13 protein-coding genes are annotated in these 17,686 nt (G+C 68.2%); 4 read left to right on the top strand and 9 right to left on the bottom strand.

Features of this window, described 5'->3' with window-relative positions:
* Positions 1-75: 75 nt before the first annotated feature.
* A complete protein-coding gene (locus tag OH802_RS01210; RefSeq protein WP_406024356.1) occupies positions 76-1,020 on the bottom strand; it encodes an NUDIX domain-containing protein in 945 nt (314 codons plus the stop codon).
* On the bottom strand, positions 1,020-2,252 hold the full coding sequence (locus OH802_RS01215) for a geranylgeranyl reductase family protein (RefSeq protein WP_406024358.1): 1,233 nt from the start codon (positions 2,250-2,252) through the stop codon (positions 1,020-1,022). Before OH802_RS01215 ends, OH802_RS01210 begins: the two co-directional genes overlap by 1 nt.
* A gap of 126 nt (positions 2,253-2,378) precedes the next feature.
* Between OH802_RS01215 and OH802_RS01220 the strand changes: the two genes are divergently transcribed.
* The 3 genes from OH802_RS01220 to OH802_RS01230 are packed head-to-tail and all read left to right on the top strand — an operon-like array spanning position 2,379 to position 5,174.
* Positions 2,379-3,437: a FecCD family ABC transporter permease gene (locus tag OH802_RS01220; protein WP_406024360.1), complete on the top strand. Its 1,059-nt coding sequence runs from the start codon at positions 2,379-2,381 to the stop codon at positions 3,435-3,437.
* Positions 3,438-3,453: 16 nt separating this feature from the next.
* Positions 3,454-4,422, top strand: coding sequence for an ABC transporter substrate-binding protein (locus tag OH802_RS01225; protein WP_406024362.1), 969 nt, complete (start codon positions 3,454-3,456; stop codon positions 4,420-4,422).
* On the top strand, positions 4,419-5,174 hold the full coding sequence (locus OH802_RS01230; RefSeq protein ID WP_406024364.1) for an ABC transporter ATP-binding protein: 756 nt from the start codon (positions 4,419-4,421) through the stop codon (positions 5,172-5,174). The genes OH802_RS01225 and OH802_RS01230 overlap by 4 nt, the downstream gene beginning before the upstream one ends.
* Positions 5,175-5,181: 7 nt before the next feature.
* Here OH802_RS01230 and OH802_RS01235 read toward each other — a convergent pair whose 3' ends face one another.
* The 4 genes from OH802_RS01235 to OH802_RS01250 all read right to left on the bottom strand — a co-directional run bounded on the left by OH802_RS01235 (position 5,182) and on the right by OH802_RS01250 (position 7,942).
* Entirely contained in the window at positions 5,182-5,667 is a 486-nt protein-coding gene (locus tag OH802_RS01235; RefSeq protein ID WP_406024366.1) for a pyridoxamine 5'-phosphate oxidase family protein, read from the bottom strand.
* Between the two features lie 23 nt (positions 5,668-5,690).
* A complete protein-coding gene (locus tag OH802_RS01240; RefSeq protein ID WP_406024368.1) occupies positions 5,691-6,758 on the bottom strand; it encodes a glycerophosphodiester phosphodiesterase family protein in 1,068 nt (355 codons plus the stop codon).
* 30 nt (positions 6,759-6,788) lie between these two features.
* On the bottom strand, positions 6,789-7,250 hold the full coding sequence (locus OH802_RS01245; protein ID WP_406024370.1) for a DUF4232 domain-containing protein: 462 nt from the start codon (positions 7,248-7,250) through the stop codon (positions 6,789-6,791).
* A 305-nt stretch (positions 7,251-7,555) separates the two neighbouring features.
* Positions 7,556-7,942 carry a winged helix-turn-helix transcriptional regulator gene (locus tag OH802_RS01250; protein ID WP_406024372.1) on the bottom strand — a complete coding sequence of 129 codons (387 nt, stop codon included), beginning with the start codon at positions 7,940-7,942 and terminating at the stop codon, positions 7,556-7,558.
* Between the two features lie 109 nt (positions 7,943-8,051).
* Between OH802_RS01250 and OH802_RS01255 the strand changes: the two genes are divergently transcribed.
* Positions 8,052-8,933: an alcohol dehydrogenase catalytic domain-containing protein gene (locus OH802_RS01255; protein WP_406024374.1), complete on the top strand. Its 882-nt coding sequence runs from the start codon at positions 8,052-8,054 to the stop codon at positions 8,931-8,933.
* A gap of 54 nt (positions 8,934-8,987) precedes the next feature.
* Here OH802_RS01255 and OH802_RS01260 read toward each other — a convergent pair whose 3' ends face one another.
* The 3 genes from OH802_RS01260 to OH802_RS01270 form a co-directional block, all read right to left on the bottom strand.
* Entirely contained in the window at positions 8,988-12,863 is a 3,876-nt protein-coding gene (locus OH802_RS01260; RefSeq protein ID WP_406024376.1) for a DNA-directed RNA polymerase subunit beta', read from the bottom strand.
* Between the two features lie 88 nt (positions 12,864-12,951).
* A complete protein-coding gene (rpoB, locus tag OH802_RS01265; protein WP_350663358.1) occupies positions 12,952-16,422 on the bottom strand; it encodes a DNA-directed RNA polymerase subunit beta in 3,471 nt (1,156 codons plus the stop codon).
* Positions 16,423-16,772: 350 nt separating this feature from the next.
* The gene (locus OH802_RS01270) at positions 16,773-17,684 is read right to left on the bottom strand and encodes a J domain-containing protein (RefSeq protein WP_406024379.1); all 912 of its coding nucleotides are present in this window, start codon (positions 17,682-17,684) and stop codon (positions 16,773-16,775) included.
* Between the last annotated feature and the right edge of the window lie 2 nt (positions 17,685-17,686).

Consider the following 17,686-nt stretch of genomic DNA (forward strand, 5'->3'; position numbering starts at 1 on the left):
TTTTCCGTACGCCACATCGGCGACGAGAACTGACCTCTCACCGTCAGAAATCGACGCCTCGGCGTCAGATTTCGACTACTCGGCGCCAGATTTCGACGCTTCGGCGGCTAGGGCTGCCTGCACCACGTCCAGGAGGGGGAGGGTCTCCAGGTCGGCGCGGGTGACCCAGCGTACGGCGTCCGTCGTGCCGTTCTGCTCGACCACCCGCGGATCCTCGCCGTCGGCGACGGTCGCGGCGAAGATCAGGTGGACGCCGTGGAACTCCTCGTGACGGCCGCTCGGGGCCGTGCCGGTGATGTTCACGTCGTGCACATCGAGCACGGCGCCGACCTCACAGGTGAGGCCGCACTCCTCGGCCACCTCGCGCACCAGCGCCTCGCGCGGCTGCTCGCCGAAGTCGACCCCACCACCAGGCAGTGTCCAGGTGCCCGAGTGGTAGCCGAGCGGCGAGATCCGGGTGAGCAGGATCGCGTCGTCGGAGGGGCGGGTGATGAACGCGTACGCGGCGAGCCGCTGCATCCGTGCCGGCTTGTGCACCTCGAGGGCATCGGTGACCAGCGGAGACGTCGGGATCTCGCCGCTCGTCACCGCGGCCAGGGGCAGCCAGGCCGCCTCCGCGGTGGACCCGTCGACCTCCATCGTCTGCGGCTCGGGAGCGTCGTGGGGCACCCAGCCGTCGTAGACGATCCGGATCGCGTGGGAGTTCACCCGCCGGCCCAGCCGCCAGGCCTTGGCCTGATGGACGGAGTAGACCCGCGCCTCGACGCCGACCTCGACCGGCACCCCGGCCTCCTCGTAGACCTCGCGCACGACCGCGTCGCGCGGGTCCTCGCCGTGGTCGATCCCGCCACCGGGCAGCGTCCACCGTTCCTCCGGTGTGACCTTCTCCGAGAGCCGGCTGAGCAGGATCTCCGGCTCGGCCGCCGCGCCCGCCCGGATGATGACGGCGTACGCCCCCACCCGCTGCACCTTCGGAAGCTTGCGTCGCCGCCCACTGCGGCCCCGATTCCGCGTCGCCATCAGCTGAACGGGGGTCGGGAGTCGAGAGCCAACGAGCGGCGACCGGCCCAGCGCCACACCTTGGCGGCCCGGTCGCGGTCGTCGTCGGTGACCAGGTTGCCCATCCACCGCAGGGCCAGCGTCATCAGCCAGTCAGACCGCATTCCCGCAGGTCCGAGGGTGGATACCAGGCGCGGACGGGTCGCGATCCCGGCCAGACGACGGGCGACGGAGAACGCCTCTCCATAGTGCTCACGCAGGGTCGCCGGCCACGCGGTGGCCAGATCCTCGCCCGCGATCAGCGCGTCGGCGACGATCCGTCCGGTCTCCAGGCCGTAGTCGATCCCTTCACCGTTGAGGGGGTTCACGCACCCGGCGGCATCGCCGATCAGCGCCCAGTTGGCGCCGGCGACACCGGAGACCGCACCACCCATCGGCAGCAGCGCGGACTTCTCCGCCCGCAGCTCGCCGGTGAGCCCGAACTGCTCGCGGCACTGCTCGGTGTAGTGCCTCATCAATGGCTTGATCGCGACGTCCGCGGGCCTCTTCGAGGTGGCCAGCGCACCCGCGCCGATGTTCACCTCGCCCGATCCGAGCGGGAAGATCCAGCCGTATCCCGGCAGCGCCTCACCGGACTCGTCACGCAGCTCGAGGTGGGAGGAGATCCATTCGTCGTCGGCCTGGTCGGAGGCGATGTAGGCCCGTCCCGCGACGCCGTAGACGGTGTCGCGGTGCCACTCCCGGCCCAGCACCTTGCCGAGCGGCGAGCGCACGCCGTCGGCGACCACGACCGACCGGCAGGCGACCTCCTGCCCGCCGTCGAAAAGCACGGCGGCGATCCGCTCGCCGTCCCATCGCACGTCCACCGCGCGGACGCCGTCGACAGCGGTCGCGCCGGACTTGATGGCCACCGTGCGCAGGTGGTCGTCGAGCTCGGTCCGCGGCACCGCCGAACCCCACGACGGCAAGGTTCCGCCCGGCCACGGCAGGTGCAGCGTCTGCCCGAAGCCGTGTGCCCGAAGGCCCTTCGAGACCGGGTGCGCACGCAGCCAGTCCTCCAGCCCGAGCCGGACCAGCTCGTGGGTCGCGCGCGGAGTCAGCCCGTCACCGCAGGTCTTGTCACGCGGGAAGACGGCCGCGTCGGTCAACAGGACATCGACCCCGGCGCGCGCCAGCCAGGCCGCCGCGGCCGAGCCCGCGGGCCCTGCCCCCACGACGAGCACGTCAGCTGACTGCGGAAGGGACGAGGTCATGCGCATATCTTCCCAGAACCGGCCAACGGCCCGCGAAAGAACCCTCACCTCTGGCCGAAGCGAGCCTCTGCTAACTTATTGCAAGTTCTTCGCATTAGTCCCGAAGCAGTCTCGGAAGGCCCCCACGTGCACGACCCTCTCGGCGTACCTCGCCGCCGTCGGCGCGCCGTCATCTGGCTCCTGGGCCTCCTCGCAGCCGCCGCCTTGACGGTCGTCGTGGCGGTCGGACTGGGTGCTGCGTACGTCACTCCGGGGACCGTCGCCCAGATCCTCGGCCACCACCTCCTCGGCCTGCCCGAGGCCGGTTGGAAGGCCACCGAGGAGGCGATCGTGTGGAAGGTACGCCTCCCCCGCGTGCTCCTCGGTGCCCTGGTCGGAGCGGGCCTGGCCGTCACCGGCATGGCGCTGCAGGCGATGGTCCGCAACATGCTCGCCGACCCCTATCTGCTCGGGATCAACTCCGGCGCCTCCAGCGGAGCCGCGGCGGCGATCCTCTTCGGCGCGGGCACCGGCCTGGGGGCGTACGCCCTGCCCGGCTCGGCCTTCCTCGGCGCCCTTGCGGCCTCGTTCCTGGTGTTCGCGCTCGCCCGCAGCGGCGGACGGGTCACCTCGCTGCGGCTGCTCCTCTCCGGCGTCGCCGTCGGCTACCTCCTCTACGGCCTGACCAGCTTCCTGATCTTCGCCTCGGGCTCGGCCGAGGGTGCGCGGTCGGTGATGTTCTGGCTGCTCGGCTCGCTCGGCCTTGCCCAGTGGAACGGCCTGATGGCCGTCGTGGCCGTCGCCGTGCTCGCCACCATCGCCCTGCTGACCCTGTCCGGTCGTGGTCTCGACGCCCTCGCGATCGGCGACGAGACCGCCCACACCCTCGGCATCTCCCCCGACCGCTTCCGCACTCTGCTGCTGGTCCTCGTGGCGCTGACCGTGGGCGTGGTCGTCTCGGCCGCCGGCAGCATCGGCTTCGTCGGCCTGGTCGTGCCGCACCTGGCGCGGCGTTCCGTCGGCTCCGCCCACTCCGTGGCGATCCCGGCCGCCGCTCTCATGGGCGCGATCCTGCTGATCTGGGCCGACGTGCTCGCCCGTGTGCTCCTCCAGCCCCAGGAGATCCCGATCGGGATCGTCACCGCTCTCCTGGGCGCCCCGTTCCTCATCGTCCTCATCCGGCGCTTCTCGGCGCGCGACGCCTGACCATCAAGGAGCCGAAATGATCCGCCCCATGCTCGCCACCGCCGCTCTCGTGCTGGCCACGACCACCGCGTGCGGCGCCGACGCCGCCAGCGACGCGCCCGCGACCGCCGGCTTCCCAGTCACCATCGAGAACTGCGGCGCCGAGGTCACCTTCGACGCTCCGCCGGAACGCGTCGTGATGCTGAAGAGCTCGGCGGTGCCCTACCTGCACGCGCTCGGCGTGATGGACCAGGTCGTGGCCAGGGCCGGCGAGTACCCCGCCGACTATTACGACACCGAGACCCAGGCCGAGCTCGACGACATCCCGCTGCTCACCGACGAGATGGACACCAGCGGCCACCTGCAGATCTCCAAGGAGATCGTGATCGCCGAGGAGCCCGACCTGGTCCTCGGCGAGGTCGACAACCTCTCGCGCGACACCCTCGACGCCGTCGACATCGACCTCCTCGAGGAGCCGGCGATGTGCCCCGAGGGCGTCGACGACCCCGGCTTCGACGACGTCTACAGCCAGCTGGAGACCTACGGGAAGGTCTTCGACCGCGAGGACGAAGCCGCCAAGGCCGTCGCTGACCTGCGCAGACGCGTGATGGAGCTGGAGAAGCAGAAGGTCGGCGAGGGACGTACCGCGGCCGTGCTCTACCCCACCGTCGGCGGCGGCGTGACCTATGCCTACGGCACCAGGTCGATGGCCCACCCGCAACTGGAGGCGGCCGGGTTCGAGGACGTCTTCGCCGACGTCGACGAGCGCGTCTTCGAGGTCTCGACCGAGGATCTCCTCGAGCGCGACCCCGACGTGATCATCCTGCTCCACAACTCCGGCGACCCGAAGCAGGTCGAGGAGTCGATCACTCAGCTCGCCGGCGCCGAGGACCTCACCGCGGTCAAGAACGGCGATGTGATGGCGCAGCTGTTCAACTTCACCGAGCCGCCCTCTGCCCTCTCCGTCGACGGCCTGGAGCGGATCATCGACAGGTTCGGCCGGTGATCGAGGCAGCAGGCCTGTCCTGGACGTACGGCACCACGACGATCCTCGAGCACGTCGATGTCGCCTCCCACGAGGGCCGGGTGCTGGGTCTGATCGGCCCGAACGGAAGCGGCAAGACGACGCTGCTCCGGCTGCTCTACGGCGCCCTCCAAGGCACGGGCACCGTCGAGATCGACGGCGACGACCTCGCCGGGCTCCCCGCCAAGCAGGTCGCCCGGCGCCTGGCCGTGGTCGTCCAGGAGTCCGGCACTGACACAACTCTGACCGCCGGCGAGATGGTCCTGCTGGGACGTACGCCGCACCTGTCCGCCTTCGCCAGGGCCGGCGAGCACGACCTGGCGATCGCGGCGGAGTGCCTGGAGCGGGTCGGCGGGACCCACCTCGGCCCGCGCTCCTTCGCCGCCCTCTCCGGGGGCGAGCGGCAGCGGGTGCTCATCGCGCGGGCGCTGGCGCAGGAGGCGACCCACCTGCTCCTCGACGAGCCGACCAACCACCTCGACATCCGCTACCAGCACGAGATCCTGTCCCTGGTGCGGAAGCTTGGGACGACGGCCATCGTCGTGCTCCACGACCTCAACCTGGCGGCCCGCTACTGCGACGACCTGGTGCTGCTCGACCAGCGCCGCGTCGCCGCTCGCGGCACCGTCGACGAGGTGCTCCGGCCCGAGACCCTGGAGCCGGTCTACGACATCGGCATCGAGCGGCTCGAGCTGCGCGAGGAGATCCACCTCCTCTTCCGCCCCACGACCTGACCCCGCCTCAGACCTCCGGGGCTGCCTCGACCCTGGTCTCGGGCACGGACTCGTCATCAGGATCGACGCCCGGAAGGTGAGCCTCCCAGAGCTCTACGTCCATCACGTAGAGCCGAAGCGATGCGTCGCCGCGCAACTGCTCGGGCTTGAACGCCCGAGCCGTCCCGACCAGCCGGTGGAACGCCACCGCGCAGCGCTTCTCGAGCTCGAAGTCGGGCACCTGGCGCGCCATTCCGGTGACGTACGCAGCGCTCGCCCCGTACCCCGGCAGCACCGAGGAGTCGAAGATGACCCCGGCCACGCGCGGGTCGCGAATGAGGTTGCGGGAGTGCTGCGCATCGGGCGCCGAGACCCAGTAGAGGTCTCGGTAGCCGTCGTGGGAGAAGTAGACCGGCGACGTACGCGGCCGGCCATCGGGATCCGAGGTCGCCAGCACCAGGTAGGCGACGCCATCGACGATCCCGCGGACGTGTCTGTCCAGATCAGCTGCCATACCCCAGAGGGTAAACGACTTTCTTAGCGGTGACCTCGGTATATGCGTGGCAGCTTGTAGCCGTGCTCGGCCAGCACCTGCCGCAGCACGTCCGGCCTGTCGGTGATCAGTCCGTCGACGCCGAGCCAGATCAGATGCTCCATCGTGGCGACGTCGTCCACCGTCCACGGCACGACCGCGATGCCGCGCGAATGCGCCGCGTCGACCAGCTCCTGGTTCGTGAACGGCACATAGCCCGGATCCAACACCGATCCGCCCTGCGGGTCGCCGTGGACCGGCGAGACCGCATCCGCCCCGAACGAGTCCGCGGCCGCGACGTACCGCTCCTGCAGCGACCCTTCGAAGTCGTCGATGTCGATCCCGCCCAACCACGGCGAGGCGCCCGGCTGTCCCTGCTGGAGGAACTGCTGCCCGTTGGTCAGCGCGACGATCGGCAGCCGCGGCTCGACCTCGCGGAACCGCTTCAGCGCACCCCAGTCGAAGCTCTGGATCGTGACCTGGTTGCGGATGTGCGCCCACCTGATCTCGGCCAGGACGACGCGGACGAACTGCTCGCGCGGCGCGGTCTGCTCCGGCGCCCCAGCCTCGACCTTCGTCTCCACGTTCAGCTGGACCTGGCCGGCGTGATAGCTGTTGACCAGGGCAAACACCTCCGAGAGCAGCGGCATCCGCTCGCCCGGCGAGAGCACCTGGTCGGGGAACTGAGGCTGCCGCAGCGACCCGCAGTCGATCGTGCGCACCTGCGCGAGCGTCAGGTCCTTGATGTAGGTCCGGTTCGGCACGTACGGGAACTCGGGGTCGCCCGGGAACGCCGGCGCGGTGTCGACGCACTTGGCCGGGTTCGGGTCCCGGTCGTGCGTCACGACCGCATGGCCGTCCTCGGTGATCTGCACATCGAGCTCGAGAGTGCTCACGCCCAGCTGGAGCGCCCGCTCGAAGGCCGGCAGCGTGTTCTCGACCGTCAGCGCGATGCCGCCGCGGTGCGCCTGGAGGTCGAAGGTACGCGGATCGTTCTCGGCGTACGCCGGGGTGATGGCGGAGCTCGCCAGGAGCGCTGCGGCCACGAGGAGGCCTGCTCGGACACGTCTCATGCCCGACAGGATCCCGCAGCCGGATGGCCGCTAGTGGAACGCGTGATGAGACAGGAGCGACACGTTCTTGTCCGCACACCCGGTGGTCTCGTGGCGAACGAACTGGGAGTCGTAGGAGTCCGGCACGTAGACCCGGAACCCGTCCACCTCGGTCGGCTTGCAGGCCGAGGCCGGGTAGTTCTCGGCCATCGACTCGGAGACCTCGCTCACGGCCACCTGACCGGGCTTCATGATCACCGTGCGCCACTTGCCCTCACGCGCCGCGGGCGCGCCGACCTGGGTGCCGTCGCCACCCCCGACGTAGGACAGTCCGCCGAAGCCGCCGAGGGCACACGCACGGTCGGAGACGTTGGTCAGCGTGATCTCGCCGAACCGCGATCCGGCGCCGGAGTCGGTCGCGCGGTAGCCGGCCTTCAGGTCGGCGTCGGTGCACTTCGGTGTCTTCCGATCCGCCGGCGCAGGGTCAGAGGGAGCAGAGGACTCAGTCCTCACCGGCGAACCCCCCGTGGCCGCCGGTGAGGACTGAGTCGGGGACGATGGTGTGCTGCTCGCTTGGGCGGGATCCGCGGTCCCGGAGGCAGATGGTGACGAGTCGACCGCCCCGTCCTTCGTCGACCCACAACCTCCCACCGCGAGCACGCCGAGGACCCCGATTCCGACCACCATCAGTCGTAGGTGCCGCATCTTCGCTCCTCGAGTAGCAGATGCCAGCCAGATAGATCCAGCCAGTTAACTCATCGTCCCAATCCTGAGACGCGCGGACCGCACGCTTCGTTGCGTCGGATCTCGAGAAAATCTCAGACCCTGCTGTCGTACGCCGTCCGAGCCGCGTCGACCTCCGGCATGTGCTCCTCGGCCCAGGCCTTGAGGTGGCCGATGACCGGCAGCAGCGTCTGCCCGAGCGGGGTGAGCTCGTAGTCGGTCCGGACCGGCACCGACGGGGTCACCGTGCGGATCAGCAGACCGTCGCGCTCCATCCTCCGCAGCGACTGGGTCAGCATCTTCTGGCTCACCCCCTCGATCTGCGAGGCCAGCTCCGAGTACCTCAGCGGGCCGCGGAGCCCCAGCGCCACGATCGCCAGGCTCACCCACTTGTCACCGATCGTGTCCAGCAGCCGCCGGCTCGGACACAGCGCCGAGAACGCGTCGAATCCGCTCGGCCGCTCGGCCGTCGTCGTCCCCATGGCAGACCTCCAGGTGCGTACGCCACTTCAAAGTGCCTTCTTCCCAAAGGAGAGTAGGGCACCGAAAGTAGTACGTGCAACCAGTCGACCACAGCAAAGGACGAACACCATGTACGCACTCATCTCCCGCGCCGGCGACCCGACGCCGCGCCTCGAGGAGCTCCCGGCCCAGGCGCTCGGCCCCGACGACATCCGGGTCGAGGTCGCTGCCGCCGCCTTCACGCTCTTCGACGCCTTCGTCGCCGGCGACCACGCGGCCATCGGCCTTCCCGACGTGATCGGCCTCGGCTTCGACTTCAGTGGCGTGGTCACCGAGGTCGGCGAGGCGGTCTCCGGATTCGCCGTCGGCGACCGCGTCGCCGGCCTCCACGGCGACCCGGCCGCAGGCGCCCGCGCCCACGCGACCGAGGTCGTGCTCCCCGCCTCCGCCGCAGCGGCCGTACCCGACGGGCTCACCCTCGAGGCCTCCGCCGCAGCTCCGCTCAACGCGCTCACCGCCCGCCAGGCGCTCGACCTGCTCGGCACCGAACGCGGCAGCCTCCTCGTCACCGGTGCCGCCGGCGGCGTCGGCCTGTGGGCACTGGCGCTGGCCAAAGGCGACGGTTGGACGGTCGACGCCCTGGTACGCCCCGGCACCGAGCACCTCGCCACCGGCGCCGACCGCGCCGTCACCGAGATCGAGCCGCACGCGCACGACGCGGTCCTCGATCTGGCGGCGCTCAACGAACCGGCCCTGGCAGGCGTACGCGACGGCGGCCGCTACGTCAGCGTCAAGCCCGGCCGGGCACCGGCGTCCGAGCGCGGCATCGAGGTCTCGACCGCGCTGAACCAGCCCGACGGGGCGGTGCTCGCCGACCTCCTCCGGTTGGCGGCAGACGGCACGGTGCCGACCCGGATCGCCGCGACCCGCCCACTGAGCAAGGCCGCCGAGGCCTACCAGGAGGCGGAGGCGGCGCCGGGATCCGACGGACGCTGGCTCCTCGTGCCCTGAAAAGGACGGAAGGCCCCGCCTCCCGAAGGAGGCGGGGCCTTCTAGACCACTCGATCAGCTCTGGTACGAACCAAAGTCGAAGTCGTCCAGCGCGACGGCCTGGCCGCCGGTGTTGCCGAACTCGTAGTCGTAGTTGTCGTAACCGGTCACGGAGTACGCCGCGGCACGAGCCTCATCGGTCGGCTCGACCTTGATGTTGCGGTAGCGCTCCAGGCCGGTGCCGGCCGGGATGAGCTTACCGATGATGACGTTCTCCTTCAGACCGCGCAGCGAGTCCGAGCGGCCGTTGATGGCAGCGTCGGTGAGGACGCGTGTGGTCTCCTGGAAGGAGGCCGCCGACAGCCAGGACTCGGTGGCCAGCGAGGCCTTGGTGATGCCCATCAGCTCCGGACGACCCGAGGCCGGCTTGCCGCCCTCGGAGACCACGCGCCGGTTCTCCGACTCGAAGTCGATGCGGTCGGCCAGGTCGGACGGAAGCAGGTTGGTGTCACCGGACTCGAGCACCGTGATCCGGCGCAGCATCTGCCGCACGATGATCTCGATGTGCTTGTCGTGGATGGACACACCCTGCGACCGGTAGACCTGCTGGACCTCGTCGACGAGGTGCTGCTGCGTCTTGCGGACACCGAGGATACGGAGGACCTCCTTGGGGTCCGGCGTACCGATGGTCAGCGGAGCGCCGACCTCGATGTGGTCGCCGTCGGCAACCCGCAGACGCGAGCGGCGCGACACGACGTACTCCTTGACCTCGGAGCCGTCGTCCGGGGTGACCAGGACCTTGCGGGCCTTGTCGGTCTCCTCGATCTCGACGCGACCGGCGACCTCGGAGATCGGCGTGACACCCTTCGGCGTACGCGCCTCGAAGAGCTCGACGACACGCGGCAGACCCTGCGTGATGTCGTCGGCCGAGGCCACACCACCGGTGTGGAACGTACGCATGGTCAGCTGGGTGCCGGGCTCACCGATGGACTGGGCGGCGATGATGCCGACCGCCTCACCGATGTCGACGAGCTTGCCGGTGGCCAGCGAGCGGCCGTAGCACTTGGCACACGTACCCGTGCGGGCCTCACAGGTGAGGACCGAACGGACCTTGACCTCGGTGATGCCGGCGCGAACCAGCTCCTCGATCTTGACGTCGCCCAGGTCCTCGCCGGCGACCGCGAGAACCTCGCCGGTCGACGGGTGCTCGATGTCGACGGCAGCCGTGCGAGCGTACGCAGCGGTCTCGGCGTTGTCGTCCTTGACGACGACGCCGCCCTGGTCGACACCGATGACCTTGGGCAGACCGCGCTCGGTGCCGCAGTCGTCCTCACGGATGATGACGTCCTGCGAGACGTCCACCAGACGACGGGTCAGGTAACCCGAGTCGGCGGTACGCAGCGCGGTGTCGGCCAGACCCTTACGAGCACCGTGGGTGGAGATGAAGTACTCCAGGACGGAGAGACCCTCGCGGAAGTTCGACTTGATCGGCCGCGGGATGATCTCGCCCTTCGGGTTGGCCACCAGGCCTCGCATGGCGCCGACCTGGCGGATCTGGTTGAAGTTACCCGAAGCACCCGAGGTGACCTGCATGAAGATCGGGTTCTTCTTGTCGAACGCCGCCTCCATGGCAGCACCGACGACCTTGGCGGCCTCGGTCCAGATCTCGACGAGCTCCTGACGGCGCTCCTCGTCGGTGACCAGACCACGCTCGAACTGCTTCTGCACCTTGGCAGCCTGCGTCTCGAACGTCTCCAGGATCTCGGCCTTGTTCGGCGGCGTGGTGACGTCGTCGATGGAGACCGTGACACCCGAACGGGTGGCCCAGTGGAAGCCGTTGTCCTTGAGCGCGTCCAGCGACGCCGCGACCTCGACCTTGGTGTAACGCTCGGCCAGGTCGTTGATGATCGCGCCGAGCTGCTTCTTACCGACCTCGTAGTTCACGAAGGGGTAGTCGGCGGGGAGGGTGTCGTTGAAGATCACCCGGCCCAGCGTGGTCTCGAGCACGAGCGGGTTGCCTTCGGTCCAGCCCTCCGGCACGTCGTAGCCGATCGGCGGGACGATGTCGTCGAGGCGGATCTTGACCTTCGACTGCAGCGTGATCTCGAGGTGGTCGAAGGCCATGATGGCCTCGGCCGGGGACGAGAAGGCACGACCCTCGCCGACCTCACCCTCGCGGTCGGAGGTGATGAAGTAGAGACCGATGATCATGTCCTGGGTCGGCATGGTGACCGGACGACCGTCGGACGGCTTGAGGATGTTGTTGGTCGAGAGCATCAGGATGCGAGCCTCGGCCTGGGCCTCCGCGGACAGCGGCAGGTGGACAGCCATCTGGTCACCGTCGAAGTCCGCGTTGAACGCGGTGCAGACGAGCGGGTGCAGCTGGATGGCCTTACCCTCGATCAGCTGCGGCTCGAAGGCCTGGATGCCGAGGCGGTGCAGGGTGGGCGCACGGTTCAGCAGAACCGGGTGCTCGGTGATGACCTCTTCGAGGACGTCCCACACGACCGGGCGAGCACGCTCGACCATCCGCTTGGCGGACTTGATGTTCTGAGCGTGGCTCAGGTCCACCAGGCGCTTCATCACGAACGGCTTGAACAGCTCCAGGGCCATCTGCTTCGGCAGACCGCACTGGTGCAGCTTGAGCTGCGGACCCGACACGATGACCGAACGGCCGGAGTAGTCGACGCGCTTACCGAGCAGGTTCTGACGGAAGCGGCCCTGCTTGCCCTTGAGCATGTCGGAGAGCGACTTCAGCGGACGGTTGCCCGGCCCGGTGACCGGGCGGCCACGACGACCGTTGTCGAACAGCGAGTCGACGGCCTCCTGCAGCATCCGCTTCTCGTTGTTCACGATGATCTCGGGGGCACCGAGGTCGAGGAGACGCTTGAGGCGGTTGTTGCGGTTGATCACACGACGGTAGAGGTCGTTGAGGTCGGAGGTCGCGAAGCGGCCACCGTCGAGCTGCACCATCGGGCGCAGGTCCGGCGGGATGACCGGGACGGCGTCGAGCACCATGCCGGTCGGCTGGTTGCCGGTCTTGCGGAAGGCGTCGACGACCTTGAGGCGCTTGAGCGCGCGGACCTTGCGCTGACCCTTGCCGGTGGCGATGGTCTCGCGCAGGTTCTCGACCTCGGCCTCGATGTCGAAGTTCTCGAGGCGCTTCTGGATCGCCGTGGCGCCCATGTGGCCCTCGAAGTACTTCCCGAACCAGGTCTTCATCTCGCGGTAGAGCAGCTCGTCGCCCATGAGGTCCTGGACCTTCAGGTTCTTGAAGGTGTCCCAGACCTCGTCGAGACGGTTGACCTCACGCTCGGTGCGGTCACGCAGCTGCTTCATCTCGCGCTCGGCGCCGTCCTTGACCTTGCGCTTGGCGTCGGACTTGGCGCCCTCGGCCTCGAGCGCGGCCAGGTCGGTCTCGAGCTTCTTGGCGCGGTCGTTGATCGCCACGTCGAGCCGGCCGGTCAGCATCTTGCGCTGCTGGTCGACCTTGGCCTCGAGCGAGGACAGGTCGCGGTGACGCGCGTCCTCGTCGACCGAGGTGATCATGTACGCAGCGAAGTAGATGACCTTCTCCAGGTCCTTCGGAGCGAGGTCGAGCAGGTAGCCCAGCCGCGACGGAACGCCCTTGAAGTACCAGATGTGGGTCACCGGGGCAGCGAGCTCGATGTGGCCCATCCGCTCGCGGCGTACCTTGGAGCGGGTGACCTCGACGCCACAGCGCTCACAGATGATGCCCTTGAAGCGCACGCGCTTGTACTTGCCGCAGTAGCACTCCCAGTCCCGGGTGGGACCGAAGATCTTCTCGCAGAAGAGGCCGTCACGCTCGGGCTTGAGCGTGCGGTAGTTGATGGTCTCAGGCTTCTTGACCTCGCCGTGGCTCCACGCGCGGATCTCGTCCGCGGTGGCCAGGCCGATCTTGAGCTGATCGAAGAAGTTGACGTCGAGCACGGTGGCTTCCAGTTCCTTCGTTAGTTCTTGGAAAATTCAAAGGGGACTGAGGGAGGGGAGGTACGCCCGGGGGCGTACCTCCCGCTCGTCAGACTTCCTCTACGGAAGAGGGCTCGCGACGGGAGAGGTCGATGCCGAGCTCCTCGGCGGCGCGGAAGACGTCTTCCTCCGCGTCACGAAGCTCGATCGCCGAACCGTCCTGGCTCAGCACCTCGACGTTCAGGCACAGCGACTGCATCTCCTTGACGAGAACCTTGAACGACTCCGGGATACCCGAGTCGGGGATGTTCTCGCCCTTGACGATCGCCTCGTACACCTTCACACGGCCGGGCACGTCGTCCGACTTGATGGTGAGGAGCTCCTGCAGGGCGTAGGCGGCGCCGTACGCCTCCATCGCCCAGACCTCCATCTCACCGAAGCGCTGGCCACCGAACTGGGCCTTACCGCCGAGCGGCTGCTGGGTGATCATCGAGTACGGACCGGTCGAACGCGCGTGGATCTTGTCGTCGACCAGGTGGTGCAGCTTCAGGATGTACATGTAGCCCACGGCCACCGGCTCCGGGAACGGCTCGCCGGAGCGACCGTCGAAGAGGCGGGCCTTGCCGTCGGTGCCGACCACACGCCGACCGTCCCGGTTGGGGAGGGTCGCGCTGAGCAGACCGGTGATCTCGTCCTCACGCGCACCGTCGAAGACCGGGGTGGCCACCTTGGTGCCCGGGTCGGCCTTGTCGGCGTGGATCTTGATGAGGCGCTGCTTCCAGGCGCTGTCCTCGGGGTCCTCGGAGAGGTTGAGGTCCCAGCCCTGCTTGGCGAGCCAGCCGAGGTGGAGCTCCAGGACCTGTCCGATGTTCATACGACGCGGAACACCGAGCGGGTTGAGCAGGACGTCGACCGGGGTGCCGTCCTCCATGAACGGCATGTCCTCGACCGGCAGGATCTTCGCGATGACGCCCTTGTTGCCGTGACGGCCGGCGAGCTTGTCACCCACGGAGATCTTGCGCTTCTGCGCCACGTAGACCCGAACCAGCTGGTTCACGCCAGGGGGCAGCTCGTCGCCCTCCTCACGGTCGAAGACGCGGACACCGATGACGGTGCCCTCCTCGCCGTGCGGAACCTTCATCGAGGTGTCGCGGACCTCGCGCGCCTTCTCACCGAAGATCGCGCGGAGCAGGCGCTCCTCCGGGGTCAGCTCGGTCTCGCCCTTCGGGGTGACCTTGCCGACCAGGATGTCACCGGTGGTGACCTCGGCGCCGATGCGGATGATGCCGCGCTCGTCGAGGTCGGCCAGCATCTCCTCGGAGACGTTCGGGATGTCCCGGGTGATCTCCTCCGGGCCCAGCTTGGTGTCGCGGGCGTCGACCTCGTGCTCCTCGATGTGGATCGAGGTGAGGTAGTCCTGCTGCACCAGACGCTGGGAGAGGATGATCGCGTCCTCGTAGTTGTGGCCCTGCCACGACTGGAAGGCGACCAGGAGGTTGGCACCCAGCGCCATCTCGGCACCCTGGGTCGCCGGACCGTCGGCCAGCGGGGAGCCGACCTCGACCCGGGCGCCCTCGTCGACCAGCGGCTGCTGGTTGACGCAGTTGCCCTGGTTGGAGCGCTCGAACTTCGCGAGCTTGTACGAGGTGTAGGTGCCGTCGTCGTTGAGGGTCTCGATCAGGTCGGAGGAGACCTCCTTGACCACACCGGCCTTCTTCGCGACGAGCACGTCACCGGCGTCGACAGCCGCGCGGTACTCGATGCCCGTGCCGACCAGCGGCGAGTCGCTGCGGACCAGCGGCACCGCCTGACGCTGCATGTTGGCGCCCATGAGCGCGCGGTTGGCGTCGTCGTGCTCGAGGAACGGGATCAGCGCGGTCGCGACCGACACCATCTGGCGCGGCGAGACGTCGATGTAGTCGACCTCGTCGGCCAGGAGCTCGGAGACCTCACCGTCGCGCTGGCGAACCAGCACGCGCTCGGTCGCGAACTTCATGTTCTCGTCGACAGCCGCGTTGGCCTGCGCGATGACGTAGCGGTCCTCGTCGTCGGCGGTCAGGTAGTCGATCTTGTCGGTGACGACACCGTTCTCGACCTTGCGGTAGGGCGTCTCGACGAAGCCGAACGGGTTGATCCGGCCGAAGGAGGCCAGCGAACCGATCAGACCGATGTTGGGACCTTCAGGGGTCTCGATCGGACACATCCGGCCGTAGTGCGACGGGTGGACGTCTCGGACCTCCATGCCGGCGCGGTCACGGGAGAGACCACCCGGGCCGAGAGCCGACAGACGCCGCTTGTGCGTCAGGCCCGCGAGCGGGTTGTTCTGGTCCATGAACTGCGACAGCTGCGAGGTGCCGAAGAACTCCTTCAGCGCAGCGACCACGGGACGGATGTTGATCAGGGACTGCGGCGTGATCGCCTCGACGTCCTGGGTCGTCATCCGCTCGCGCACCACGCGCTCCATACGAGCAAGGCCCGTACGCAGCTGGTTCTGGATCAGCTCGCCGACCGTACGCATGCGGCGGTTGCCGAAGTGGTCGATGTCGTCAGCAGCGATGTCGATCGTGCCCTGCGGCATGTCGAGCTGCGCACGCCCGTCGTGGAGCGCCACGACGTACTTGATCGTCGCGACGATGTCGTCGACGGTCAGGGTCTGCTGGTCGAAGGCCTCGGTCAGACCGAGCTTCTTGTTGACCTTGTAGCGACCGACCTTGGCGGTGTCGTAGCGCTTCGGGTTGAAGTAGTAGTTGTTCAGCAGCGTCTGCGCGGCCTCACGCGTCGGGGGCTCGCCCGGGCGCAGCTTGCGGTAGATGTCGAGCAGCGCGTCGTCCTGAGCGGTGGTGCTGTCCTTCTCGAGGGTCAGCATCATCGACTCGTACTCGCCGAACTCCTCGCGGATCTGCTCGTTGGTCCAGCCGAGGGCCTTGAGCAGCACCGTGACGTTCTGCTTGCGCTTGCGGTCGAGACGGACGCCGACCAGGTCGCGCTTGTCGATCTCGAACTCGAGCCAGGCGCCGCGGCTGGGGATCAGCTTGGCGGTGTAGATGTCCTTGTCGGACGTCTTGTCGGCGGTGCGCTCGAAGTAGACGCCCGGGGACCGGACGAGCTGCGAGACGACAACACGCTCGGTGCCGTTGATGACGAAGGTGCCCTGTTCGGTCATGAGCGGGAAGTCGCCCATGAAGACCGTCTGGCCCTTGATCTCACCGGTGTCGTTGTTGGTGAACTCCGCCGAGACATAGAGAGGCGCGGAGTAGGTGAAGTCCTTCTCCTTGCACTCCTCGACGGTGTACTTGGGGTCGTAGAAGACAGGGCTCTCGAACGAGAGGGACATCGTCTCCGAGAAGTCCTCGATCGGGGAGATCTCCTCGAAGATCTCCTGTAGACCGGACTTGTGAGACACGTCCTCCCCCGCTGCTTCGCGGGCGGCGACCTGCTCCTGCCAGCGCTCGTTACCGATCAGCCAGTCGAAGCTGTCGGTCTGGAGGGCGAGGAGCTTGGGAAGCTCGAGAGGCTCTGAGATCTTAGCGAAAGAGATGCGGCGAGGGGTGGAGTCACCCGACGAGGTGCGCGCGGCCAAGAGGAATCCTTCGACAAGGTTCGCAGGTGGATTCGCGCTGCCGACCACCGAACAGCCACCGGGCAGGCTGAGGGGCATATGAAGGCATGCGCAAAGCGCCATAGTACGGCACAAAAGCGCACTTCACAACACCGGGCCCAATTATAAGTCCGGCGTACCTTCATTCACACCTGCGGCGCTCGACCGTCGGCGTTGTCGGTGCAGTGCCATTGTCGAGCATCGCGGATGATCATGCGCCCCATCGGCACCCCGGGTCAAGCATCCGCGCCAATCGGTCCGACCCACGGAAAAGTTATTCCAATCACTTGACAGGTAGCGCAAAGGCCTGGAAGCCGGGCTTGGCCCGGGAACTAGTCCTGGCTGGGCTGGGTCTCCACCTTGTCCACGAGCCACTCGTCGCCGACCTTGGCCATCGTGAGCATCGCGTACTCCTGGTAGCCGATCGGGGTGCTCCGCTGGGCGTTGGTGACCTGACGGTCGACCAGCACGAGGATCTGCACGGTGTCCTCGGAGACCCGGATGACGCCGGCGTCGACCGGGGCGAGCGTCTTCACCACGGTCTTCGTCTCGGGGACGTTGTCGACGAGAACCGCGAAGAGCCGGTCGTAGTCCTCGCGGTAGTCCTTCGTCATCACGTCGTGAGCCTTGCTCTTCGACTCGCCCATCTTGCTGTAGTCGTAGGAGAGCAACGGGACGACGGCCTTCTTCGCCGCCTCGAGCGCCTCGCCGCCCTGCTCCTCGACGAGGAGCTTGTGGTTGCGGGTGATCTGCTTGCCCACCGCACCCTCGACGGTGCTGGTCGTGACGTTGTTGTTGGCGACGGTGCTGACCTTCTCCTGCCCGAAGAAGACCACGCCGGCAGCGACGACCGCGGCCAGGGCGAGAGCGCCGGCGGCGACCAGCCCCCACGTCGGGAGCAGCGGCAGCGTACGCCCGGTGGCCGCACTCTCCTCGGCGTCGGGCTCCTCGTCGGCCGGCTCGTCGTCGTCAGCTGCGTCGGCTGCCACCTCGGCGTCGGCGCGCTCCTCGTCGGCCTCGCGGTCCTCGTCCTCGACCGCAGCCTCCTCGAGAGCCGCCAGCTCCGCGTCGTAGGCAGCCCGCTTCTTCTCGTCCAGCAGGACCGCGGCGGCATCGTTGAGGGTGCGGAAGCGACGGTCGGTGGGGTCCAGGTCGGCGATCGCGGACTTCCACGCCGCGCGGATGTCGTCGGTGGCGGCATCGGGCTCGACGTCGAGCAGGTCGTACCAGGTCGGACTAGTCATCG

The organism is Nocardioides sp. NBC_00850 (assembly GCF_045207335.1).
Lineage (GTDB): Bacteria > Actinomycetota > Actinomycetes > Propionibacteriales > Nocardioidaceae > Nocardioides.